Below are 23,961 nucleotides of genomic sequence, written 5' to 3'. Positions count from 1 at the left end.
AAGAACGATAAGTGTCACCTAATAATTAGGCAATTTCATCCATGGTCTGACGGATAGGATCCTTCATCCCCAAAAATACGTCAACAAGGATAGGCTCAAAATCCGTTCCGCGGCCCTTTTCAATAATGGAAAAACATTCATCAAGAGGGATTGCATCGCGGTAACAGCGTTTCTGCGAAACTGCATCGAATACGTCGGCAACAGCCATAATGCGAGCAGCCAGGGGAATATCCAGTCCCTTTCGGCCTTCCGGGTAACCGCGACCATTCCATTTTTCGTGATGGAACTGAGCCACGTCATAAACGATCTGCCTATACCCGGCATTACCAATATGGGAGAAGGTCTGACGAATAATTCGGCCACCCTGTTCCGCATGGGTTTTCATAATGGCATATTCCTCGTCGGTCAGCTTTCCCGGCTTCTGCAAAATATGATCGGGAATGGCAATTTTTCCAATATCGTGCATAGGAGCCGCATTCACCAAGTCGTGAATAAAGTCGTGGTTAATAATATCCTTGTACACACCACGACGGTGCAGTTCCTTCACCAGCAATTCCACATAACGGCTAGTGCGCTTGACATGACCACCCGTATTTTCGTCACGGTTTTCAACCAGGTTAGCAAAACCCATCACCATGTCCGTATTCAGTTCCTTGATTCTCGCCGTATCTGCAATCTGTCGATCCACCAGCTTTGTGGTACGGGCAGAAATAAAATAGATCAAGCTACCGATACTAAAAATGCAGAGGGTTCTAGGCAAAATGCTGAACAGCACCAGACGTTTAAAGACCAGGAAGTTCTGGTCGGGAACGCAACCCACATAGAAACCGGCAAATTGCCCCACAATGGAAACGCCCACCGTCAGGAACCAAATATGCAAAGTCAGCTTCCTAGAAAAGTAAAGGCAGGCCAGGGCGATAGGAAACGCATACACCACCACCGCATGGAACGAAAGGGTGGTTTCGATAACCAGCAAGAACAGGCTGGACAGAATCACATACAGATACTTTAAATTCGGGTTGGCATTATCCACAAAACGGTTAATGACCGTAGGAGCCAAAAGCAGCAGGGCACTCAAACCAAAGGCAGAAAGCATCACCTTCTGGTCGATAATGAATACCCTGCAAAGGTTCAGGATCAACACCAGAGAGAAAATGCAAAGAGTCATCCGAAGCACTCTAGCCACAATTCTATTAGCTTCGGCCTCGTTCTGACGTACTATAAAATCACTATGCTTAGCCATACCATACCTAAACTAAAACTAAATGATAGGCAGAATTTACATTTCTTTACGTATGTTTTTTGTAAGAAAATAAAAAAGTCTCTCGAAAAGAGGGACTTTTTTGCATTTTTCACGTTTTTTGAGGATTTTTGAAGATTTTGAGGATTTAGAATCGCCCAAATGTTATACCGGCATACATTCCAGGCCAGAATTTCGCCTTATGACCGTGATAATTCCAGTCGTCATGCCACTTTCCCTTGGGTTCCACGAGGATTCTTTCGCCATAACCCTCCGTGGCCAGATTCAAAGTTGCGCCGGCGGAAAGTCCGATTCCCTGAATCAGCCTGGCGGTTCCGCCAAGACGGATACGATGGTGGAAATTTCCCTTATAGTCCTCTTCCTCACGGTCTTCGCCGTACTTATCCGTAACGTGGAGGAACATGTACTCCAGTTCAAGATGAGTACCGTACTGGCCGAACTGGGTTCCGAGACCGATGCCGTTCTCATAGACATCCTCGAATTCATCAAAACCTTTCTGAAGGGCTCGGGAGAATTCAAGTGCCGTAAACAGGTAGGCCGTACCAAAATGAACGGACATGGCGGGGGCATTCATCTCGTTGATGGATCCGGTAAAACTCCATACACCATTTCCAACGATATTGATAAGACCGATAGGAGTCTTTTCGGCGTGACCCACCACGTTGATGACACCCCACTGGCGGCCCGTCGCCTTACCGGCTACATTGATAACAGCAATCTGGGTATCGTCAACCTTCTTTGCCACGTTGATGGCGCTAACCTGAACATGGGCATCCCTAGCGACATTTATCGCACTCACCTGAACGTTAGTCGTTCCTACAATGTTGATGGCACCCACCTGGGTTGCACTTACGGTATCCCTGGCGATATTAATTGAGCTAACCTGAACTCGTGCGCTCCTTGCTACGTTAACGGCACCTACCTGAACCGCATTGGGACTTGTATTCGTTATGACATTCACAGGACCGATTTGCGGACCATCCATATGTCCCGCATAATTAAAGCCACCGGAAAGTTGCAACCCCTGGAAATTTTTCTTGCCGATATTGAATATCGGGGAAACCTGCATACCGTGCATATCATTTTTAGCCAGGTTTCCAATCAGGCTTGCCTGAGCGCCAATCATAATATCATCCGACTTCGACAGGAACACACCCATCATCAGGCCCTTACGAGGTTCGTGGGCTTTATCCGCCGCATTAAACGTTGTTCTAAATCTGCTATTATGATCCAGGGAATCAAAGCGGGCTTCCATATTCTCATCAACAACAGAAGACTTGATTTCGCCACGAGCCACCGTCTTTTCGGCGGATACAGCCTTAAAGTCTCGAACGGTCACTTTCTGCTGTTTTCCATTGGTAAGTTCAACATTCGTTTCATTCAGGTCAGCATTCCTTTCTAGACGAACCGTGTACTTTCCTGCAGGAAGACCAAGGCTCATCGATCTACCGGACTTCTTATAAAGTTCAGCTACCAGTTCGTTCGAGGCGTCACGAATAAAAACTCGACCTTCTATACCTTCATCCAAAATCATACCGGCACTAGTACTGCGCAGGTCCGTCATCACCACATCACCCGTACCCGTCAGATTCATGTCTCGACTGGGGTGCTGAGCTCCACCCATGGTGGTCTCCGTCTTCTGCAAAGTTTCGTTAAAGGCAAACTGGTAAGCCTCGGACAATGTCACCTTGCCATCGCCGCTCAAGTCTCCCGCACCGCGTAGACCGCTCACCAGGGAATGGGTAAAAAAGGAACCCCTCAACTTATCGCTTTCCTGGCTAGCTTCATCCTGGGTACTGCTGGTAATAAAGGCATAGCCCTTCATGTCGCTACTCTGGTCTACCATGAAGGCAGGAACAGCCACACCTCCCTTGGCTCGGGTAATGGCACCGGAACCACAGGCATCGATGACAGCAATCTTCACATCGGCATTCAGGGCATCTACACGTTTGCGGAATTCCTGCCAGCTGTAAGTTTCTTCACCTAGATGCAGTCCCTTTTCGTCGGCATGGCCACTGTAATAGACAAGCACTTCCTCACGGCCGCTTTTCCCCTTGCCCTTCGCCAGGATTTTGTCAACATTGTCAAAGTGGGCATTCAAAAAAGCCACACTAGGTTCCTGGATCAGGTAGACATTCTTCTGACTGACTCCACCCATATCCTTAAGCACCGCCGCGAAAGATTTGGCATCGGATTCCGCATAGCGAAGAACAGGTCGTCCCTTACCGCCATTGTTGGCGCTAATGGCAATCACATAGCGATCGATGGTCGTCGAAGGCAACCCCGGAGCAGCTGCGGCAGCAGCATGAATGCGACCCACCATAAGGAACAACATGGCAAAGGAAAGCAGGCAAAGACCAATCATACTTTTCCATGGTCCCGCACCAACCACACTATCAAAAACTTTAATCAACACCTTTTTCATTTTCAACCCCCGCTACTTTTCCAATTTGCTTACCGTAAATTCAACAACCTTAATGCCTTCCTGCTTCAAGGATGCATCAATATCATTTCCATCAATGGCAAACGTATTCCTGGACGTCATCAAAAAGAACTTTTCAAAATGAGGAGCGTCATCTAGTTTATACGCAAAAGGCAAAGTCACCATTTTACCCGGTTCCAGAGCGATGGATCCGGATCCATTACCCAAGTGCACCGTCAAGACGCCGTTACCGTCCATGCTAAAGAGAATGCCGTAACACTTCTCAGGGACCGAGTAGCGGAGTTGCAATTCATCGCCTTCGCTAGCGGCACCCAGATTTTCCATCTGGACAGCGGTTTCACCATTTTTCTTCCAGACTTCCATCCGAGCTTCCAGCCCCTTGATGCGGGTTCCATCATCAACCGAAACCATAGCGACTTCAGAAGTTGAACCGTCAACACCCTTCACGCCAAGATTCCTTTCGCCACCCGATACAAAAACTGCAGCAAAAATGCCCAGGGCGATAACCATGACGGCGGCAACCTTCAAAAACAGACTGGGAGCCACCATGCGAGAATCACCGGACATTCCCCTATCGATTTCATCAAGTCGGGGTGACAAATTGCTAAAGGGATTGTCCGCCAAAATTTTGGCATTTTCGTCACGCATTGCCTGCAGACGAGCACGGAAAATTTCATCAGTCGCTTCACGACGACGCAGTTCCTGCATTTCATCAGAAGGCAGGTCCCCTGTCAAATACTGTTCCAATTTCAAATCGGATACATTCATTTTCGTTTTCATTATTTGACCTCCAAATTCTTAACCTTGGATTGCAGTGTGCGTAAACGTTTACGAACTCCGCTTACAGAAAGTCCAACAGCTTCGGCCGTCTCTTCCAGAGTCATTCCATCCACAAAGTGAAGTACGGCCATGGTACGGGTAGACTCGGGCTCCTTCGAAAAAATCTTTTTCAGGACACTGCCGGCTTCGTAGGCATCCACCTCATCGTCTAAAGACGCCAACTGCAGAAGCAAGTCTTCACTGCAGGTATTTACGCCACGGCGGGCCTTATCACGGATCCGATTCAGGCATAACCTGGTTGCCGTATTCCACAGCAGACTAGATGGAGAGGACAAATCCAGCGAGTCACGACGTTCGTAAATCCGCAAAAATACGTTCTGCATCATGTCACTAGCCTCCGCATCATCTTTCAACAAGGCGACGCATCGGCGAAACACCATTGGCCCATAGCTTTCATAAAGCCTGGAAAAAGCCATCTTGCTTGCGATTTCTTGCCTATTCATACCCGTGTAACACTACTGGAGATCAAAAATGTCACCCAAATTTAGAAGTTTTGCCCCTCTATACACGAAAACAATGTGATAATCCTCATTTTGTTATTTTTTTCTCACAAAACTTGTTTTTTTTGGTTAGATTTATTGAGAGCGAAGGGAGCCAAGCCCCCCCTGACCAGCCCGTATCTAAATTTTTTACATGAGTACGAAATGGTAAAAAATGAAATTTTGATTGTCGATGACTCCGAAATCAACCGCGAGATGTTGCGGCTGATTCTTGAAGACGAGTACGACATCGTAGAGGCAAGCAACGGCCAAGAAGCCATTGATATAATCGAAAAGGGCGACCACGTATTTCGCTTGGTACTTCTGGATTTGGTCATGCCCGTCCTAAACGGATACGAAACCTTACAGGAATTCAACAAGAGGGGGTGGCAACACAAGCTCCCCGTCATCATCATTTCCGGCGACTCCACCGACGAAGCCCTGTCTAGAGCATACGATCTAGGCGCCGCAGACTTTTTTGCCAAGCCTTACAACCCGCAGATCGTTCTGCGCCGTGTAATGAACGTAATCGCCAGCCGCGAATACTCCTATAGAGATTTACTTACCGGAGCCTATAACCGATCTGGCTTCCTCCAGATGGCCAACAATTTCTTGCAAAAGTGCGAAGACCGTACCAAGTACGCCGTCATGTTCTTTGACGTTAAGAATTTCAAGGCCATTAACTCTGTCCTCGGAACAGAAGGCGGAGACGCAGTCTTAAAGCAGACCTACAGAGGAATGTCGGGCGCCGGCCTGGAACCCATTTTCGTTTCTCGATTCGAGGCAGACCACTTCGTGTGCCTAGTCGAGGCCGACAAGATCGACATCGATGCGATGATGCACGAGAACAACCAGGTTCTGGATTGGACCGGACGCAGCATGCAGTTCCGTTTCCGTACCGGCATCAGCTATATCGACAGCGATGGAGACGTCATCAACTTTGTGGACCGCGCCAAGCTGTCCCTTAGCTACATCGAAGACGAATATCTTAAGCCTTACGCCATCTTCGACGACAAGATGGCCAACAACTATATCAACGCCGCTTCCGTGACTTCAGAATTCGACACCAGTATGGCCAACGAAGAATTCAAGGTCTATTACCAGCCGATCATGGAAGCCGCTACCGGAAAGATCGCTTCTGCAGAGGCCCTTATTCGCTGGATTCACCCCATTCGCGGTTTCGTACGCCCCGACCTGTTCATCCCAGTCCTCGAAAAAGACGGCTTCATCTCTAAGCTGGACCTGTTCGTAGACCGCAAGGTAAACCAGGTCATGCGACGCTGGCATGATCAGGGACTTCCGACCGTGCCCGTTTCCGTGAACCTTTCCTGGATGGACTTCTATGACCAGGACATGATCCAGAATATTCTTGACCATGTGGCACAGCGCGTCACAGCACCTGGTTCCGTACGTTACGAAATTACCGAATCCTCTTTCGCCGCCCTCAAGGAAAATCGCGGAGACGTTTTGAGCGCCCTGCGTGAACAGGGGGCATGGCTCCTGATGGATGACTTCGGCAGCGGTTATTCCTCCCTAGGCATGTTGATGCACTACAAGTTCGATATCCTGAAAATCGACATGAGCTTCGTGCGCCAGCTGGAAAACAATCCCGATGTCAAGCACATCGTCAAGATGATTATCGACATGTGCCATCTTCTTGGAATGAAAGTTGTGGCCGAAGGCGCCGAAACAGAAACCCAGGTCAACATACTCCGCGAGGATAACTGCGACTACATCCAGGGTTACTATTTCAGCAAGCCCCTCCCCGAAGAAGACTTTAAGCAGTTCCTTGCCAAGTGCAAGGCCGAAGGAAAGATATAATGACACTCCAGGAATTGTACGCAAAGATCAACGGCAACTACGCCGAAGCCCAGAACCGACTGATGAAGGAATCCTTCATCGAAAAGTTCGCCTTGATGTATCTGAAAGACGACAGCTTTGTTTCCTTGCAGAACGCCATCAGCGCAGGGTCTATTCCCGACTGCTTCCGTGCCGCACACACTCTGAAAGGTGTTGCAGCCAATCTGGCCTTTACAGAATTGCAGCAGGCAGCCTCTGAACTGACAGAGCAGCTCCGTCCCCAGACGGCTCCCGCCGACGCCGCCATGGTAGAAGTCCTCAAGGTGGCCCACGAAAAGGTTGTAGCCGCATTGAACGAATACAACGCCAGCAAGTAGGCTTTGCAAACGAGCAAGGCGAAAGAACAGTTTAAAAAAACGGGATCCTGATTTTTATCAGGACCCCTTTTTTAATCTTTAATGGGATTAAAGTTCTTCATTTCTGTTAGACCGTTCCATACCTTCGTCAAGCAGAAGGTTCAGGTTCTTGAGATCCTTTTCCATCTGCTCGTAGTAGGCCTTGGCACGGCGAAGCTGCTTTCGCAACTCAAAGATTTCAGACGTCAGTTCCACAGACAGCAAGGCTAGACGCTTGCGGTTATCCATCTGGAACTTTGCCGAACGTTCAAAGCGCTGATCGATAAAATCACCGATCTCCTTAAGTTCCGCATCAGGCAAATCCGTACGGATCTGGATATGTTCCTGAGCAACGGAAACGCTAACTGATCTAAGAGGTGCGATTTCTGCCATTTTACTTCATCCCCACGCCGAATGGATCTTCATCCATCAGCCAGTTTAGTCGAAAAAACTTGTCTGCGAGCCCTCCCCGCTCGCACGACTCTTGGATTCTTCCTTTTCTTCTGCGCCATGAACTTCGATGGTGGGCAGATCCTCTTGAGCAGGAGCCTGTTCCACCTCGTCGGCAACTTCTTCAACAGCTTCGACAGATTCTTCCGCTTCCTGAACGTCGTCAGTTTCTACAGAAGGTTCCTCGATGCTCAAGTCGGTGCCCAGTTCGTTTTCGATGGTGGCCACCAGCTGATTGAACTTTTCCTGGGCGTCAGCGATTTCGTCGGACTGAGCCTGGAGCTGATCCATGAGTTTAGCAATGATGGCGTCCTTTTCTTCCACCTTTGCATTCAGGGCGTTCAGCAATTCAATCTTTTCGTTGATAATGCCATTCAGAGCCGCAATGTCGCGATCCTTTTCGGCAGCAAGATTCTTGAGGTTGGCAATGCTCACCAGCTTTTCGTTCAGAGCCTGTTCCTGTGCATTCACCTGATTGACGCGGGCGTCCAGGGCAGCCTTGGCGTCTGTAAGACTTGCACCCACAGCGGTCAGCTTGGCATTGGTATCGCTAAGGTTAGACTTCAGGGACGCAATGTTGGCGTTTGCGGTATCCAGCAAAATGCTCTTGTCCTGCAGCTGTGCCTTGGCATTTTCCAGTTCCTTACGAACCTTGGCGTTTTCCTGTTTGAGGGTGCGCACAGTCCCCAGGACACCTTCGACCTTCTGGGAAAGCGCATTCATATTTTCAAAATTCATCTTCGCTCCATAAGTTGAAATTCTTTGAAACTTTTCCTATCATAAGATAACTAAATTTTCATTGGAACTTCTAGAAGTTACCGCTGATTTTTATAAAAAATGTACTTGAAAATTTCGGGGAAAAACCTTCATGATTTCGGTTAGTGAACACATCCAGCGCAGACTGAACGAACTGCCCGATCGACCGGGTGTGTACATCATGAAGAATGCCTCCGGTAAGATCATCTACATCGGAAAGGCCAAGGTTTTAAAGAACCGCGTGCGAAGCTACTTCGACGGTAGCGACCATCAGGGCCACCGTGCCGCCACCCTGATGCTCCCCTACATTCGCGACATCGAATGGATCATTACCGAGACCGAAGAAGAAGCACTGATCCTAGAAGCAAATCTTGTTCGTAAACACACGCCCAAGTACAACGTCTTGCTGAAAGATGACAAGCATTTCCCATACTTGGCATTCAGTGTGCGCGAGCCATTCCCCAGGCTGTTCCTGACCCGATCCGTCAGGAAGGACTCCAATCAGTATTACGGACCCTATATGAGTTCCCGCTATGTGGACAAGCTGAAGGATATTTGCGCCAGGCTGTTCAAGATCCGCGAATGCAATATGGAACTGCCGGCACGAACGCCTCAACGCCCCTGCCTGAATTACCATATCGGAAGGTGCAAGGCCCCCTGCGCAGGACTCGTCAGCCGCGAAGATTACTACAAGGACGTCATGCAGGCAAGACTCCTGCTAGAAGGCAAGCGGGATGACCTGCAGGAAATCTGGACTCGTGAGATGAACGAGGCTGCCGCCAACCTGGACTTTGAAATGGCGGCCAAAAAAAGGGACGCCATTCAAGCCCTTCAGTCCACAGGTATCCACGCCAAGACCGACACTTCCGACCCGAGCCTTTCCCTGGATATTCTGACACTGCGCCGCAACGGAAGCCTAGCCGCCGCAGTCATCCTGGAGTACCGTGCAGGCGTTCTTACAGGCAGACGCCACTATCGGCTGAAATGCGAACTTGAAGATGACGAATCCGAAATTTTCCGTCAGATGATTCTCACCTGGTACGCCGAAGCGGAATTCATTCCCGGAGAAATCGCCACAGACATCGCCCTCCCCGAAGATGCGGCTCTTTTGCAAGACGCCCTGACGCAGCAAGCAAAACACAAGGTCTATTTCAACAACCCACAGCGAGGTGAAAAACTGGGCTTCCTGAAATTGGCAGGTGCCAACGCCGACATGATCCTCGTAGAAATGCGGGCCGAAGTACAGAAGTACAGTGAAATCGACCAGAGCGTCTTCGAACTGCAAAAAGTTCTAGGTCTCAAGAAGACTCCTTTCAGAATCGAGTGCGTAGACATTTCTCACTTGAGCGGCACCAACACGGTGGCAAGTCTCGTGGCCTTCAAGAACGGGAAACCAGACAAGTCCAACTACCGCAAGTTCATCATCAAGACCGTAGAGGGTGTAGACGATTTCGCCAGCATGCGTGAAGTCATGACCCGACGTATCCGCCGTCTCGAAGATGAAGGCACACCCATGCCCGACCTGTGGGTATGCGATGGCGGTAAAGGTCAGGTGGACGCCACCATGCAAATTCTGAAGGAGCTGGGACACGATCAGGATTTACCGCTAATCGGTCTCGCCAAACGTCTCGAAGAAATCGTATTCCCCGATGACCGAAAGAGCATCGTGCTGCACAGAACTAGCCCCGCCCTAAAACTCCTGCAGAACGCCCGTGACGAAGCCCACCGTTTCGCCATCACCTACCAGCGCAGCAAACGCAAGAAGGATCTGGAAGTGGAATGGCTAAAGCAGCCTGGCGTCGGCCATGAAACCCGCATCAAGATTCTAAGCAAATACAAGAGTGCAGAAGCCTTTATGGCCGCTCCGCTCGAAGATATAGAAATCCTGTTGGGAAAAGTCCGCGGAAACAAACTCCGCGAACAGATTGCCCAATATTGCGCCGACTTTATTACACCTGACTTTGATAAGGATCCAGAACAGGATCAATCTTAAAGGGACTACTCCAGAGTCTTGAGAAGAGAGTCCAGTCGCGCCGTCAGCTGCTTAGATCCATAGATATTCAGGTGGTCATAATCATACGCCATGGAAGACGGGTAATCATGATCCCCCATCTTATTTTCATCAAACAGGACAAAATACTTTTCAAGTTCATCCAGTTCTTTTAAACGTTTGATGAAATTTTTTGCCGTGCTGCGAAGCATACCATGACGACCATACTGGTCTGTTTTCTTATAGTAGGGGCTGATGGGGAAAACAACACCTATTACATACACTCCATTTTTTTTTGCCATTTTCAAAATATTCAAAAGTTCCTGGTAGTTTCCTTCTGGATTCGGGCTATCCTTATCCCACCCTTGTTCCAGAATTTCAGCAGTACCATCTTCGCCATACCAGCCATTCTGAACATCAGTTGCCGCCTGCCCTCTGTAATAATCAAAGGTCGTCATAATATCTTCATTTTCCACCATGCTTTTCTGGGAAACATCCACAAAACCCTTGAGCAAACCATCCTTCCAGAAGTCATGATTGATATCGTACTTGTACCCCAGAGCTGAGCCCTGGTTTTCTAGAATAGCAACCCCATCTCTATCCCTCCACAAATCAAAATCAATACCTACAACAAGGAACTTAATATTACGGCAATGATTCAGCACATAATTTTCAATTAGATAACGACTGCAATACATATCGCAAGGAATGACAGCCATATTCAAGGCATTTCTCAAAAGACTGGAAGAGAATCCCGCATTCATGTGGGAATTGCCCAAGCCCACAATTTCAAGGGAGTCCTTGTAATTCCAGAACAGCCTTAACTTGTACGAAAGATAGTGGGTAGCCTGATCTTCGCTATAATAAGCGGCCGCACTATCCAAGCTGAGTTTCTGATCCAGTTCTGCATCCAGTTTTTCAGTCCATAGGGAAGGGTGCCATAATTCTACACCTTCAACCAGTTCAGTCACGCTGGAATCTTTTGTATTCACGGCAACAACCTTGGAATGGGCGCCATCCCCGTTAGTCAAAGTTGCAGCGATCAAATTTGACGAGGCCCATTCGGTATGGTCAAATGCATAACCCGAAGGAGCGCCAATAGAATTCACCAGTTCACCGGTACTATCCGCAATCAGGATCCGTTCGTGAACGCCATATTTTTCGCCCACAAAATTCTTGTCGGTCTTGTCCCCAAAATCAAGGAACAGGGTCTGCCCATTTCCGGATTTCGACAAAGATACATTGCAGGCCTGTTTCGAATCAAACCAGACGGTATCAACATCTTTCTTGTGAGCTCGCAAAAGTTTCGATCCAGAAACGGCAAAATTTCCCTGGACGCCACCATGATAGGATCCGTCAAACAGTTTTTTAGGCTTGCCAAATTTTCCACCAGAAAAAGGAACACGCCATGTTGACTTTTTCATAAAGGTAGATTCATCGCTATTATCGCCGGCATCCGAAACGTACACGATAACGGTATCTCCGCTTTCAAGAACATTCCACCTAGGTATGGCCGCCGATTCAACATCCAGTCTTATCGCAGGCTCGCCGCTTGCATTCAGCTTGCGAACATAGACAGAGGATTTTCCAGAAACACCTTCAAGCCCCGTGCAGAACGCCACCCACTTTCCATCTGGCGAAATTTCCGGATGGTAGGAATCAATGGAATCTTTTATTTCAACAACAGAAAGGAACGCATTCGAGTAATCCACATAGGCCAGGTTCCCGCGGCTGTCATCTCGAAAAACCAACTTGGCCCGATACGCCCCCGAAAGTTTTCGAACTGTCGCAGAACTGGCTAGAGGAGCCACAAAGCTATTCTGAGCCAATCCTGTTTCAGACAACCACACCGCATTGGGAATTGCACCGAACGCAAGACGGAAACCCACATAGGACGCCCGGGTCGTCGAAGTCACGACATACACATCCCCGCGGCTGTAGCGGTTAACAAAGGAGGACTCGTTGCGGAAACTTCCGCCCTTCAGAACGCGTTCCCCAAGACTCCCCCCATTGGGAGCCCCCACATAATTTGAGATAGTGGTATCCCTGAACAGGCCCAACCAGTCGTTCACCCATTCGGACACGTTACCCTCCATATCGCAGACCATGGATTTTTTCTTGGAGCATACTTTTTTAGGAGAATCAACGTCATCATCTGCAGTCCAACTGTTACGGACATTCCAATCCATGTTCGCGGCAAAAATCCATTCCGCTTCGGTAGGCAATCGGTAGGCATTCACTTCCGGATGAAAAATCAAACCTTCTATACCATTGCAATGACCTTCGCCGTCATAGGAGGCCTTGACATAGGTGTATGCCGTATCCAGCTTTTCGTTCTTGCTCTTGGCATTGGCATAAAGAACCGCATCATAATAATTGACATTGGAAACAGGCAGACTATCCTTTTGGCAATTTACCGACTTGTCAAAGGATTTGTATTCGCCGCAAGTGACCTCATGATCTTGGATGGAGTAATCATAATCAAAGGAGACCGTCATTTTCGGACGTTCATTAGCCTTGGCCGTACCGACATCAGTTCCAAGAACAGTTGATTTCCCTGAAGAAAGAACCCTTACAAAACCAGGGCGTTCAGAATCCTCTTCCCCCAACGGGCTAGAACTTCCACCGTCATCGCACCCCAACAGAAGCGAAACAGAGAAAAGCACCTGAAAAACAGGGAAAAACGCAAATTTTGAAAACCTAAATTCTGCCATATCCACAAAAATAGGTTTTTCAGCCACTCCAGATAATCATATTCTACAATGGGTCCTCCAAATAAGAAAAAATTATATCTTAAAATGGCTTGTCCCGTGCATCCTAATTAGGTATATTACGCCTAGGCATCCTCACGGATCAACGCCCGATCTAACAGTATATTAAAAGCTCGTCGCTCTTACGGTACAGTTTAGGCCCACGGCTCCCTGACTTGGCTTGACCATGCTTCAAAGCTTAAAAAGGTGGGAAAAACGAAATCCTGAGGCACTGCTATCTTTTTTAGAATAGTAGTATCGAGTGTTTCGCCGTGGAACGGATGCCATACTTTTTTTAGACAAGGGAAGGCTTCGTCTTTACTTGACTAGGGAAGGCTTCGCCCTCCCTAAAACCCTCCTGGGCAATCGCGAAAGCGATTGCGATCGCAGGTTAACATCGAGGGCTGATTTAAGGGAAGGCTTTGCCCTCCCTAAAACCCGGGCAATCGCAAAAGCGATTGCGATTTTGGATTGAAGCCGAGGGGTAATTTTGACGGTCCCGCTTTCCTTGGAGCGGGACTTTTTTAGGGTGCAGTTTTTTCTATGTTTTGGGGTATGATTAAGTCTATTTTTGCCGGCCTGATGATTAGCGTGGGATGCGTCAGCTTCCTTTCTGTCGACAACAAGATTGCAGGAACATTCCTGTTCTCCCTGGGTCTTTACACCATCATCCTGCTAAAGTTCGACTTGTTCACCGGCAAGGTGGGTTACCTTTCTACAAATCGCAACCTGGCTTACCTAAAGTATCTGGGCAAGGTCTGGCTGGGCAACCTGATCGGCACTACCGTCGGGGCAGCCACCGTTGCGGCCACACGCCTTACCATCAGCACAAGCGCTCTGGTTGCGGTCAAGCACAACGACAATTTGCTGAGCCTTCTGATCTTGGGAGTCTTCTGCGGTATGCTCATGTTCATCGCCGTCGAAGGCTACAAGCGCTGCAGCAACCCGCTGATTGTCGTATTGCCTGTCATGGGATTTATCCTTTGCGGTTTTGAACACTGTATTGCCGACATGTTCTACTTTGCCTTCGCGATTATCAAGGGCATTGCAGGCGGTATCGCGGGCGGGAACGTTGCGACCTTCGGCGGTGTTAGTGAAATTGGCAGCACCGTGCTTCGTCTCGCCGTTATCACCATAGGTAACCTGATCGGCGGATGCCTGGTGTGCTACGCCAGCGTGAACATCAACAAAGAAGCTTAGTAAACAACCTAAATTTTATACAGGAAAGGCCCGCATTTTCGCGAGCCTTTTTTTTAAAGATTGCATTTTTACACTGCAATTTTTATAAAAATTATCTGGAATTTTTCCTGTCCAGTTTTGCAAAGATTCCTGCAAGAACCGTACCGCTAATGGAATGGTAGGCACAGCTGATAGCGCAGGGAACCACACATAGGGCGGCTTCAGGATGGGCCGCAATATTTTCGGGATTGGCAAAAAATCCTGCAGCGAGGACGGTAGCCATTCCCGCATTTTGCACGCCAACTTCAATAGAGATGGTACGCTTCTTGGCGGTGCTGAACTTAAGGACGCGTCCCACGCTATAGCCCAGCACATAGCCCAAAGCATTATGGCAGAACACCACCGCCAGTACCAAAAATAACAGGCTTATACCATTGGACAGCAAATGGGGGCGAACCGTCACGATGACGCCACCCACAATAAGCGCAAGTCCAATGACACTGACACTTGGCATGTTGGCCTGCAGTTCCTTGAATCCGTCGCGATGTCCCAAAAAGTGATTGCAGAGAAAACCGATCATCACGGGGCCGATGGTCACATAGAGAATGTTCAGGAACATGCCCACTGCATTCACGTTGATGCTGGTGTCTGCAAGCCACAAGACCAGCAGCGGCGTCATGACGGGAGCGAGCAAGGTGCTGACGGTCGTCATTCCCACGGAGAAAGCCACATCGCCTTTTGCCAGGTAGCTCATCACATTGCTGGAGACGCCACCGGGGCAGCAGCCCACCAGAATGATACCTACAGCGAGATACGGATCCAGTCCGAAAACTTTCGTAAGGCACAGGGCAACCAGCGGCATGATGGTGTACTGAGCCAAGGCGCCAGCGCAAATGTCCAGCGGGCGCTTCGCCAAGTTCTTGAAATCTTCAATGCGAAGGGTCAAGCCCATGGACAGCATGATGATTCCGAGAATCACGGAAGAAACGTTTCCGCGCACCCAGGCGAAAGTGACAGGAGCAAAGAAGGCAACCACCGCGCAGGCGATTACAAAAAGAGACGTATAGGTGGAAAGAAAACGGGTCACCGCCCTGATTACTTTAAGCATGGCCCAAATATAAAATGGTTCCGTCTTACTTGCAAGCCACGAATTTCTGGAACCGGATTAGCATTTTCAACATTCGTTCATCCAGGCGGTTGACGGTCTCCTGCTGGATTTCTACAGGAATGCCGTAGACAGCTTCGGCCATGGCGCAGGCGATACAGCAGAGGGTATCGCTGTCGCCGCCCAACGAAACAGCCAGGCGGGCTACTTCCTCGAAGGAGTTCCCTTCACGGAAGGCGCAGAAGGCCTGAGGCACCGTATTCTGGCAGGATTCATCCATATGGTAGGTGGGGCGGATCTTGTCGCAGGTCATCTTGCTGATGGGGTATCCGTAGGTACGTTCCACATAGTCGAGGATTTCTTCCTTGGACTTACCTGCACGCCCCAAGAAGATGGCGGCGGCAACGGCCTTTGCGCCCTTGATACCCTCGGGATGATTGTGGGTGACGCGGGCAGAAACCTCGGCAAATTTTTCCACCTCTTCCAAAGTATCGTAAGCCCAGCCCACCGCAGAAACTCGCATGGCGGAACCGTTTCCCCAGCTGTTGTAGGGCTTTGGATTCCTGTCTACCAGCCAGTAACGGAAATTTCCACCGTAGCCTGCATAGGGGAATGCCTGCCCCCACTTTTGCATGGAAGCGACCATAGCCTTTTCGGTCTTTTCAAGGTCGGGTTGACCGCCCACGAATCCAGCCATTACCGCTTCCGCCACAGCCACCGTCATGACGCTATCATCGGTCCATTCTGACGCACGATTGAACAGCGGGAATTCCGTGGTCTTGATGTTGTTGCAGTCAAATTCGTAGGGCGCCCCGATGGTATCGCCAGCGATAGCCCCCAGAAGGCAGGTGTCCTTTTTTAAACTTAACTTCGGCGCTTTATTTTCCATTTCGCCCCAGCAAATGTTACTCGCAGCCTTGCGGAAAACTTCCTTCATTTTCTTTTCATGTTCTGTCATAAAGACTCCTTTTTCCTTCCTATCGTCACAAAAATTGCATTTGTCAACTGGGACAAAAAAACGTATAACAATAACGCAAATTTTATAAAAGCCACTCTTTTTCTTATCAAAAAAAATAGGCTATTGGAAAAAAGAAAAGGTCGCCCCAGAGGCGACAAAATACATCCACTTTGTTCTAGTCCGATTATTAAGGAACTTCAATCACATTCTTATGGGATTGCCGCATGGCATAAAAATTTTCTAGAAGCTGCAGGACCGTTTCCTTTTCCCGCGGGGAGAAACGGCGATGACTCATGACAAAATGCTGGGCAGAACAGCCCTTCAAAAATTGAATCTGCTGGTAAAGCAACTGCACGTTGTAAAAATCGGGACCGTTATGATTTACCGTAGGGTAAGTGGAATCTCCCAGGAAAGCGATAGCGCCACGGGACTGCTCGCCGCAACAATCGCAATCGGGTACATCGTCGTCTACAGTGAGCATCAGGGAACCTTTGGCGTGACTGCTGGGAATTGGCTCAATGCAAATCTTTAAACCATCTTCAAACTGCAAGGGCGACTCAACAACCTGAGTGCCGCTGCGGGCGCGAATGTTTTCATCGCAATGGCGGAAGGTCTCGCGTCCAACGAAAAGGTTATCAAAATGAACCCGGGGCAGATTGAAGAAATGGTCCCGATGGAAATGGGAAATGACGATATTTTTCTTGAGGGGCGCGGCATCTTGATGCAAGCGCGGCGCAGTTCCCTCAAGAAGTTCTCCCACAGAAACATCGCAAGGCAAATTGTTCACAAAATCTGCGGCCTCATCCGAGGCGCCAACATCAAAAATCCACCAAGCGGTTTCCCCACGGATGGCATAAACATCCGCACTCAACGGCCCCTTTTCGCTAGGGTTCGATGCTGGCAGATGAAGGATTCTTGATTGCAAATCGCGGAACATGATTCTCAAATGTAACTATTTAGAATGCGCAGCAAACTTTTTGGAGATTTTTTGTCACCAAAGACATCCTTTTAGAAATTTAGTGACACAAAACACAGAACACATCCAGCCACGGCTATTTAAACCGGGGCTTCAAGAAAGTGTGTGGGTAGCCCAGCACTCCAAACCAGCAACAAATGCCAGATTTGCAACATGCAATTCAGCATGTCGTTCATGAAATAGTGCGCGTTGCGGTAAGCGATAAGCCCACCATCGCGATACCTGCGGACGGTGCTGTCGAACTGGGCGTTGAGATCTTCAAGTTTTAGTGGTTGCATAGTTATTATCGGAGTCACTTTTTCAAAGAATATGTCCTATTCTTGTTCGCTCCGTTGGAGACAATTTTGCCTTCTTCTACAAGTTCTGTGATATAGTCCTTGGTACGAGAAATCTTCAAACCAATAACATCTGCAATTTCTTGAGACCGGGCTTCTTCGTGTTCAGCAAGGTATTCGACAATCATTTTCTTGAAATTTATCGCCGATTTATCGCCGATTTTTGAATTCTGTCGGCGATAAAAGTTCACTCGAAATATGTCTCCGATTTCGGTGAATTCAGGGAGAGCTACGCCGTATTCCTGACACATCGTATTAATTCGCTGGAAACCGGACCCCCATCCTTCGAGAACATGAACCTTTTCCAAAGTGCGGGCAAGAGTCTTGTTACGGACGGACGAGCGGCCACTCAAGGCCTCTTCCAAAGTCAGCGTTCCGTAAAGAGTGCCTGGCGAAGAAATCTCCACACGTTCGTTGCCTTGTCATGCGAACGACCTGCAAGCAGGTGCAAGTTTTCCAAATCAGCCTTTGTGATTTTTCGTTTGGAACGTTTTGAAAAATCCTTGCATAGAAAATCTATATCGGCATCGGTCGCCTTGAGCGAACGATACGGAAGTTCATCGTAAGAGATGTTTTTTCCGCGATTTTCAAGTTCACTAAGGGCCGCCAAATCAGCGTTGCGAATGGTTGCCGAGGAGACATTAGCCATCCTTAGGTCTGTCAATTAACCCCGATTCCAATTCGTTGATTGTCGGAATTAAGCCTTCAACTTTTGCAGGGTATAATTTTTCAAGTTCAAAATCTGAAATACCTATTGGCTGGTTGCTCGATTCCAACGCATATTGGGCTAACAAGCGATCTTTACTCTTACAAATAAGCAGACCAATTGTAGGGTTATCCTCTTCACGCTTTAAAATGTGATTTGCGGAAACAACATATCCACCTAATTGACCTACATCTTGAAAATCGAATTCACCCATCTTAACTTCGATGACGACATAACATCTAAGAGTAAGGTGATAGAATAGCAAATCAATAAATTTTTCTTTTTTTCCGACCTGCAGCCTGTACTCCTTGCCCACATAGGCAAAACCAGACCCCAGCTCTATCAAGAAATTAGTGATATTGGAAAGTAAAGCCGACTTTAACTGTTTTTCGTTATACTCCTTTGTCACGCCGGCAAAAGCGAAACTATAAGGGTCCTTTGTAATTTCTTTCGCAAGATCGCTAGTTGGAGATGGTAATGTCTTCGAAAAATTGGTAATCGCCTTGCCCTGTCGCTCATATAGGTTTGAATCGATCCAATTCATAAGCGAAGAACGGCTCCACCCATTTTCAACAATCTGCCCTACAAAGAAAAGCGCTTTGGGCGGATTGTCAGAGAATTTATCAATGAGCAAACGATGGTGGCCCCATGGTACTTTAGGCAATTCTTCCGCAACTTGCGGAAATATTTGCGGATACAATTCTTCCGCAACTTGCGGAAACAATTTCTTGGGATCCGAATAAAGCTGATAAAATCGCTTTGCATATCTCAAATTCCCTTCTGTCAGCCCCTCCGCATCTGGCAACAACTTTCTTAAATCGCGGCTAAGAGTGGCATAAAATTTGGTGCCATACTTATTATCAATCTGCTTTTCGAGGATGTCTTTCCCAACGCTATAATAAAATTTCAACTGCTCCGAATTGATGTGAACAGAAGCCTTGATCAAATAGCTTTTATATCTTGATGACAACTGTTTGACCCATTCAAGATAATCCTTATCGAGAATGGTTAAAGATTGTTTTTGCCCGTTTTCACTTTTTCTACTCATGCAAGACCTCTCGCCCTAAATATACTCACAATCAGATGTCACAAAATGTCAAACCGGCGTTTTTCCGAAAAAAAACATTTTCTCGTCTAAAATTTTGCCGTTTTTCGTTCAATTTCGCCAATTTTCGTCTAAAGTTCGTCTAAGGTTCGTCTTTAAAATTGCCATTTAGACGAGCGGGGGCAATAGATTGAAGCGATACTTATTTTCCGAGACTTTTCAATTCCTTCCTATCTTTATTCTTCCAGAAGGTGAGACCGTTTCGGGCGCCTCCGGCAACGAACGCAGCCGCCATTCACGGGACCACGGGGTGGCTCCCCTTGCCGCCAGAAGTCCGAATCAAACTTTTCGGCAGCAAGATGGAATAGTCGCCGAAGAGAAGCTTGAAGTTCTTAACGACAACCTTCTCGACCTCTTCTTCGGTCTTGAATTGAACCTTGGAATAGAATGTACCAGTGGGAGTGAAGAGCATGGGGGAGACCTTACATAAAAAGTTCTTTATTTGAGTTCGTTATTATCCATTTCCATTATTCAAAAATTTTTCATTCTAGTTAGCACTCAATTATTCTCATTGCCCAACCATTAGACCAATCTTCTCGTTCCTCATTTTTCCAAACAATTTCCTTCCCCTCCTTATAAGCAATAAATGCCGCATTTCTATTTTTTTGCTCTCTTGGAACATTGAAATTTAGAAAAGCCATTCTACCATCCGCTCGCTCACTCATATACTTCAGTCTATTTTTATACTTACCATACATAGCTTTTAATGGAGTATGCGTTGGATTGAAAAGGATATCGTATTTCACACTTCGAATGCTACCACCACCAAATTGATAACGTAATCCATCAACTCTATTATTATCATTTTGACAATTATGAAGGATATTTAATTCGCCACAAATTAGAATTAGAAATTTTTTTTGATTCAAACTCACTGTACGTTCATTTGATTGTATCTGTCGCCATAATTCTTCATATAACGACTTTGGCGCTTTACTCGTGGCCAATAGTTGACATACAGGACCCAATTTTTTCTTTCCTTTTTCAAAAGCATATAATCCATATGGCGGTACTTTATTTTTCAAAATACGTTCATTATTCATTTCGAAAATAATTGAAAACTTCTTAAAAAATAGGCCAACTTTATTTACAATCTTCTCTACACTTTTGTCAGATTGTGTTTTTTTATCAAATAATGTTGAACCTGAAAATAACAAATACGTCACATTATTATTCAAGGCAAAAGTTCGTATTTGCTTGAATAAATTCCAACGAGTTGCATTATTAATCGTATTCCACGAATTCTGAAATGAGACCAAACCTATTTTCGCCATATACACTCCGATTTGAGCAATCGTTTAAATTTTGCTACATCTTTTTTATTTTTATGGTCTAAATCGCACCACTTATATTCACCTAAAGGAATGCGAATAACTTTTTTCACCTCTTCCGGACATATTTTCGGAAGAAAATCGCGAACAGAATCATACCAAGCACGCTGTTGGTTTCTATACTTGGGGTCAGGGTCCTTAGACCTTATCTTTTTGCACATTCGCTTGTATGATTTTACATCATATGAAAACTCAAAACCTTTTGGATAGTTTTTCAATGCTGTATACCGCTCTTCCGTAAAATGCTGCGACTCATCTATTTCTATTAAAAGTTTTTTTGATGGTATATATAAGTCAGATTCACATAGATTTTTCACCCTAACAAAACGTTTATTCCTTCCACAACTCTGCAGCGCCTTATATATCTTGCTCAATGATTGATACACTTTCTTCCCTTCATAATCTGCCAATCGGACGGAAGCAGTTTCAAATTTGGGTTTAAACTCAATTTCATCATAGATTCTGAAGAACATTGCATAAATTACACTTTTACATTTATTGCACCGACAATCATGTGGCATATGACATCTCCTTATGAAAATCTATGACCTGATTATTTAATCCTGTAAGTTTCCAAACATTCAAACAGTAGCCTTTTCAAGCCTTCATTGTTCAAATGTTCCTGAACCGCATCATACTTGATCCTATATCGTTCACAGCCAACGGCCTGGCCAGAAGAGCATGGAAAACGAAATGTTTTACAGAAAATCGGTTTGCTATCATCATCCCAACTATACGAATTATCGCCACTATACTTACAGAGAAAACAATTCCTCACATCTTGTTTCTTTAATTTAAAAACAGAAATGGCTGCTTTAAATTGATCCTTGTAAGTAGGAAAACCTAATTCTTGTTCCAATCTTGATGTTGGGATAAGGATATATTCGACGATAGCTTGTTTTTGCTCTAAAATTTTTTTCTTAATGTCCGTAATTCTGTGTTCGCTCAATGGCATACAGCGACCATTTTTGTAAACTACTATGGCGTTAAAAAATTGTCTCTTGCAATCTAATTCATTTTTCTTTTCAAAATTTAAGAAGCGGACTTTAGAGCCCTCCTGAACCACAGAGCATTCTTGCCACGGATATGTATCAGAATCTAGATTGATTGCATACTGAACAACACGCCCATCATCACCATATTCGCAGGTTTCCGACAATCTTAATCCAAACTGAAATCGTATTTTCGCCTTTTTCCCATTCGTAATGATTAAATCTTGCGAGAAGTTTTCAGCTTTATCCTCTTTTATAAACGTATTGAACATCTCTGCTAAATCAAATCGGTCAAATCCTGTAGGCTTAACGCAACGCCCTTTTTCTAAATGAGGGCAGTTTTTTGATTCACATATTTTTGTGCACGAATAAACGAGTTCAACTGATTGTTCATTCTGCTGATAATAGCGAAAGTAATCTAAAAAGTGCTGTCGCGCTTTATCAAGACTTTTTAAACAGATTGGTTTTTCTGCAAGCTTTTTTGAATTAGGAATGTTAAAGCATTCTGTGAATGTGTTGTCTATTTTTATATCGCCATCGTTCAATTCAGGTTTTAAGCACTTTAAATCAGCTTCCTCAGAAAGGCTTATTTCTACAATAGGAATATTTGATTTAATTTTTTCTTCAGACGACGGATGATTTACAAATATTTCAATATAAACTTTTTCGCCATCATCATTAGTTAGCAAGATATCTGGCGTCAAACCTGTATCAGGATCATATTTTTCTACCTCATAATGATTGAAGTGGGGAAAAAGTTCAAATTCTTCGTATTCCCCTACGTTTTCAACGCAATGGTCTTTTCCTAAAGGACAGTCAGGATTTACACATATTTTCGTTTGAAGAAAATCAACCAACAATCTTTTATTTATTTTCTTCGCCAATTCAAACAAATCGACAAACATCTTTTTCCCGACTTGATGCAAATATGTTTCGGGATTGCATATACAACCTGGAGTATGCCTAAAATGACGTTCTCGCTGTTTTCCAAGAACAGCCGTCAATCCATTATTGCATCCAAAACAAGTAAAGCAATGAACCTTTCAATACGCATCAGTCACCTCACTGATGTTTTTTAAAGAGCCATCATCACTTAATGCATTCTGCCAGGTAATCATAGGCTAAACATTATTTCCTATTTTCCACAACAGCCAAAATAAAATCAGCAACGATTCTTGAAGAATTCACAAATAATCTCGCATGATAATCTTTTATATTTATGCGCCGGTTCCCAAGGCCATGAGCATCACTTCCCTTATTTCGCATTTGAGAAATTGAATCTACAATTTTATTCAGACCGGACAATAGATTATTTATTCGAACATCAGTTTCTGCATCTTGGTGCATACTATAAAGTTTCTTAACTTGTTTATACAAATCATCTATTTTCCCATTATCATTAGGTTTCTGATTTTGTTGTTCAATTGCAAAACAAAAGACTTCTTCTACCAATGTTCTTGATTTAGTAATTGCACTGTCATAATCGCCATTCTCTATATCATTCAACGCTCGATTTGACAAACTGACAATATAATCACGAGAGACTTCTTTTATTGCAGGAGTCTCCGGAGATAAATCTTCTACATCAGAGTCAAATGATATCTGATACTCAACATTCACTATTTCTGGAGCATGATCTCTATATGGATAAACAGATATTACTGCATCAAAGATTCTTTTTTTATCAACCGCACTTAATGCATTTAGCAAATCTGTTTCTTTGGGTGGAGATTTGATGAAATATGTGCTTATCGTAGAGAATAAATAATGTCCATAAGTACTTGATTCCGAAAGTTCCCCTTCGGAATGAATTAGTAAATCCGCAAGATTTGCGTGGTTCCTACTTATCAGAACTCTTCGAATTTTTTGAATGTTGTCCATTTCATTCCCCAAATACCTTAGCTAGTCTTTTTGCTTTAAATTATTTAAAAAACAGAGGCATCATCAATATGTGTGGTAGCATTTAGGCAGCCTTGCTAGATGATTCTCTCGATTCCGATTCCCATTCGTAGGCTATCTTTACATCTACATAGGAACAGCTCAACATTATCAGCGACAGCATGTTGTTCATATTCCTGAAGCCATAGGCAGTCCGTATCAGTAGCTTTAT

23 protein-coding genes are annotated in these 23,961 nt (G+C 45.8%); 4 read left to right on the top strand and 19 right to left on the bottom strand.

Annotation, left to right across the window (positions count from 1 at the left end; genetic code table 11):
• Positions 1–25: 25 nt before the first annotated feature.
• The 4 genes from BUB38_RS08930 to BUB38_RS08915 all read right to left on the bottom strand — a co-directional run bounded on the left by BUB38_RS08930 (position 26) and on the right by BUB38_RS08915 (position 4,987).
• A complete protein-coding gene (locus BUB38_RS08930; RefSeq protein ID WP_083542049.1) occupies positions 26–1,243 on the bottom strand; it encodes an HD-GYP domain-containing protein in 1,218 nt (405 codons plus the stop codon).
• Between the two features lie 145 nt (positions 1,244–1,388).
• Complete coding sequence (locus tag BUB38_RS08925) at positions 1,389–3,686, bottom strand: caspase family protein (protein ID WP_139258364.1); 2,298 nt, start codon at positions 3,684–3,686, stop codon at positions 1,389–1,391.
• Positions 3,687–3,698: 12 nt separating this feature from the next.
• Entirely contained in the window at positions 3,699–4,484 is a 786-nt protein-coding gene (locus BUB38_RS08920; protein WP_073236058.1) for a hypothetical protein, read from the bottom strand.
• On the bottom strand, positions 4,484–4,987 hold the full coding sequence (locus BUB38_RS08915) for an RNA polymerase sigma factor (RefSeq protein WP_073159717.1): 504 nt from the start codon (positions 4,985–4,987) through the stop codon (positions 4,484–4,486). The genes BUB38_RS08920 and BUB38_RS08915 overlap by 1 nt, the downstream gene beginning before the upstream one ends.
• Before the next feature lie 201 nt (positions 4,988–5,188).
• On the opposite strand from BUB38_RS08915, the gene BUB38_RS08910 reads away from it, so the two are divergent.
• Positions 5,189–6,844: a putative bifunctional diguanylate cyclase/phosphodiesterase gene (locus tag BUB38_RS08910; protein WP_073159715.1), complete on the top strand. Its 1,656-nt coding sequence runs from the start codon at positions 5,189–5,191 to the stop codon at positions 6,842–6,844.
• Positions 6,844–7,200, top strand: coding sequence for an Hpt domain-containing protein (locus BUB38_RS08905; RefSeq protein WP_073159713.1), 357 nt, complete (start codon positions 6,844–6,846; stop codon positions 7,198–7,200). Before BUB38_RS08910 ends, BUB38_RS08905 begins: the two co-directional genes overlap by 1 nt.
• 87 nt (positions 7,201–7,287) lie before the next feature.
• Here the strand turns inward: BUB38_RS08905 and BUB38_RS08900 are convergent, their stop codons facing one another.
• Both BUB38_RS08900 and BUB38_RS08895 read right to left on the bottom strand, forming a co-directional pair.
• Positions 7,288–7,611, bottom strand: coding sequence for a hypothetical protein (locus BUB38_RS08900; protein WP_073159711.1), 324 nt, complete (start codon positions 7,609–7,611; stop codon positions 7,288–7,290).
• Between the two features lie 45 nt (positions 7,612–7,656).
• Positions 7,657–8,406, bottom strand: a complete 750-nt coding sequence (locus tag BUB38_RS08895; RefSeq protein ID WP_073159709.1) for a hypothetical protein — start codon at positions 8,404–8,406, stop codon at positions 7,657–7,659.
• Positions 8,407–8,536: 130 nt separating this feature from the next.
• On the opposite strand from BUB38_RS08895, the gene uvrC reads away from it, so the two are divergent.
• Positions 8,537–10,417, top strand: a complete 1,881-nt coding sequence (gene uvrC, locus BUB38_RS08890) for an excinuclease ABC subunit UvrC (RefSeq protein WP_073159707.1) — start codon at positions 8,537–8,539, stop codon at positions 10,415–10,417.
• Positions 10,418–10,422: 5 nt separating this feature from the next.
• Here uvrC and BUB38_RS08885 read toward each other — a convergent pair whose 3' ends face one another.
• Positions 10,423–13,128, bottom strand: coding sequence for a TIGR02171 family lipoprotein (locus BUB38_RS08885; protein WP_073159704.1), 2,706 nt, complete (start codon positions 13,126–13,128; stop codon positions 10,423–10,425).
• Between the two features lie 591 nt (positions 13,129–13,719).
• Here BUB38_RS08885 and BUB38_RS08880 point away from each other — a divergent pair.
• On the top strand, positions 13,720–14,364 hold the full coding sequence (locus tag BUB38_RS08880) for a formate/nitrite transporter family protein (protein WP_083542059.1): 645 nt from the start codon (positions 13,720–13,722) through the stop codon (positions 14,362–14,364).
• A gap of 91 nt (positions 14,365–14,455) precedes the next feature.
• Here BUB38_RS08880 and BUB38_RS08875 read toward each other — a convergent pair whose 3' ends face one another.
• The 12 genes from BUB38_RS08875 to BUB38_RS08825 all read right to left on the bottom strand — a co-directional run bounded on the left by BUB38_RS08875 (position 14,456) and on the right by BUB38_RS08825 (position 23,732).
• A complete protein-coding gene (locus BUB38_RS08875) occupies positions 14,456–15,451 on the bottom strand; it encodes a bile acid:sodium symporter family protein (protein WP_073159700.1) in 996 nt (331 codons plus the stop codon).
• A 25-nt stretch (positions 15,452–15,476) separates the two neighbouring features.
• Positions 15,477–16,406: an ADP-ribosylglycohydrolase family protein gene (locus BUB38_RS08870; protein ID WP_217650872.1), complete on the bottom strand. Its 930-nt coding sequence runs from the start codon at positions 16,404–16,406 to the stop codon at positions 15,477–15,479.
• Positions 16,407–16,593: 187 nt separating this feature from the next.
• Complete coding sequence (locus BUB38_RS08865) at positions 16,594–17,352, bottom strand: MBL fold metallo-hydrolase (protein ID WP_139258362.1); 759 nt, start codon at positions 17,350–17,352, stop codon at positions 16,594–16,596.
• Between the two features lie 110 nt (positions 17,353–17,462).
• Entirely contained in the window at positions 17,463–17,660 is a 198-nt protein-coding gene (locus tag BUB38_RS08860) for a hypothetical protein (RefSeq protein WP_073159696.1), read from the bottom strand.
• A 14-nt stretch (positions 17,661–17,674) separates the two neighbouring features.
• Positions 17,675–18,070: an ATP-binding protein gene (locus tag BUB38_RS08855; RefSeq protein ID WP_254794916.1), complete on the bottom strand. Its 396-nt coding sequence runs from the start codon at positions 18,068–18,070 to the stop codon at positions 17,675–17,677.
• Positions 18,071–18,084: 14 nt separating this feature from the next.
• The gene (locus BUB38_RS08850) at positions 18,085–18,366 is read right to left on the bottom strand and encodes a hypothetical protein (RefSeq protein WP_073159692.1); all 282 of its coding nucleotides are present in this window, start codon (positions 18,364–18,366) and stop codon (positions 18,085–18,087) included.
• Positions 18,359–19,471: a PDDEXK nuclease domain-containing protein gene (locus tag BUB38_RS08845; protein ID WP_073159690.1), complete on the bottom strand. Its 1,113-nt coding sequence runs from the start codon at positions 19,469–19,471 to the stop codon at positions 18,359–18,361. The genes BUB38_RS08850 and BUB38_RS08845 overlap by 8 nt, the downstream gene beginning before the upstream one ends.
• Positions 19,472–19,763: 292 nt before the next feature.
• Complete coding sequence (locus tag BUB38_RS16340) at positions 19,764–19,940, bottom strand: hypothetical protein (protein ID WP_175547663.1); 177 nt, start codon at positions 19,938–19,940, stop codon at positions 19,764–19,766.
• A gap of 79 nt (positions 19,941–20,019) precedes the next feature.
• Complete coding sequence (locus BUB38_RS08840) at positions 20,020–20,802, bottom strand: hypothetical protein (RefSeq protein WP_073159688.1); 783 nt, start codon at positions 20,800–20,802, stop codon at positions 20,020–20,022.
• Positions 20,790–21,332: a hypothetical protein gene (locus BUB38_RS08835; RefSeq protein ID WP_073159686.1), complete on the bottom strand. Its 543-nt coding sequence runs from the start codon at positions 21,330–21,332 to the stop codon at positions 20,790–20,792. The genes BUB38_RS08840 and BUB38_RS08835 overlap by 13 nt, the downstream gene beginning before the upstream one ends.
• Before the next feature lie 80 nt (positions 21,333–21,412).
• Complete coding sequence (locus BUB38_RS08830; protein ID WP_139258360.1) at positions 21,413–22,855, bottom strand: hypothetical protein; 1,443 nt, start codon at positions 22,853–22,855, stop codon at positions 21,413–21,415.
• Between the two features lie 124 nt (positions 22,856–22,979).
• On the bottom strand, positions 22,980–23,732 hold the full coding sequence (locus tag BUB38_RS08825) for an abortive infection family protein (protein ID WP_073159682.1): 753 nt from the start codon (positions 23,730–23,732) through the stop codon (positions 22,980–22,982).
• Between the last annotated feature and the right edge of the window lie 229 nt (positions 23,733–23,961).

Source organism: Fibrobacter sp. UWH5 (genome assembly GCF_900142505.1).
Taxonomy (GTDB): domain Bacteria; phylum Fibrobacterota; class Fibrobacteria; order Fibrobacterales; family Fibrobacteraceae; genus Fibrobacter.
Note: the sequence above shows the minus strand (reverse complement) of the source record. Positions and strands in the feature narration are given on the sequence as shown.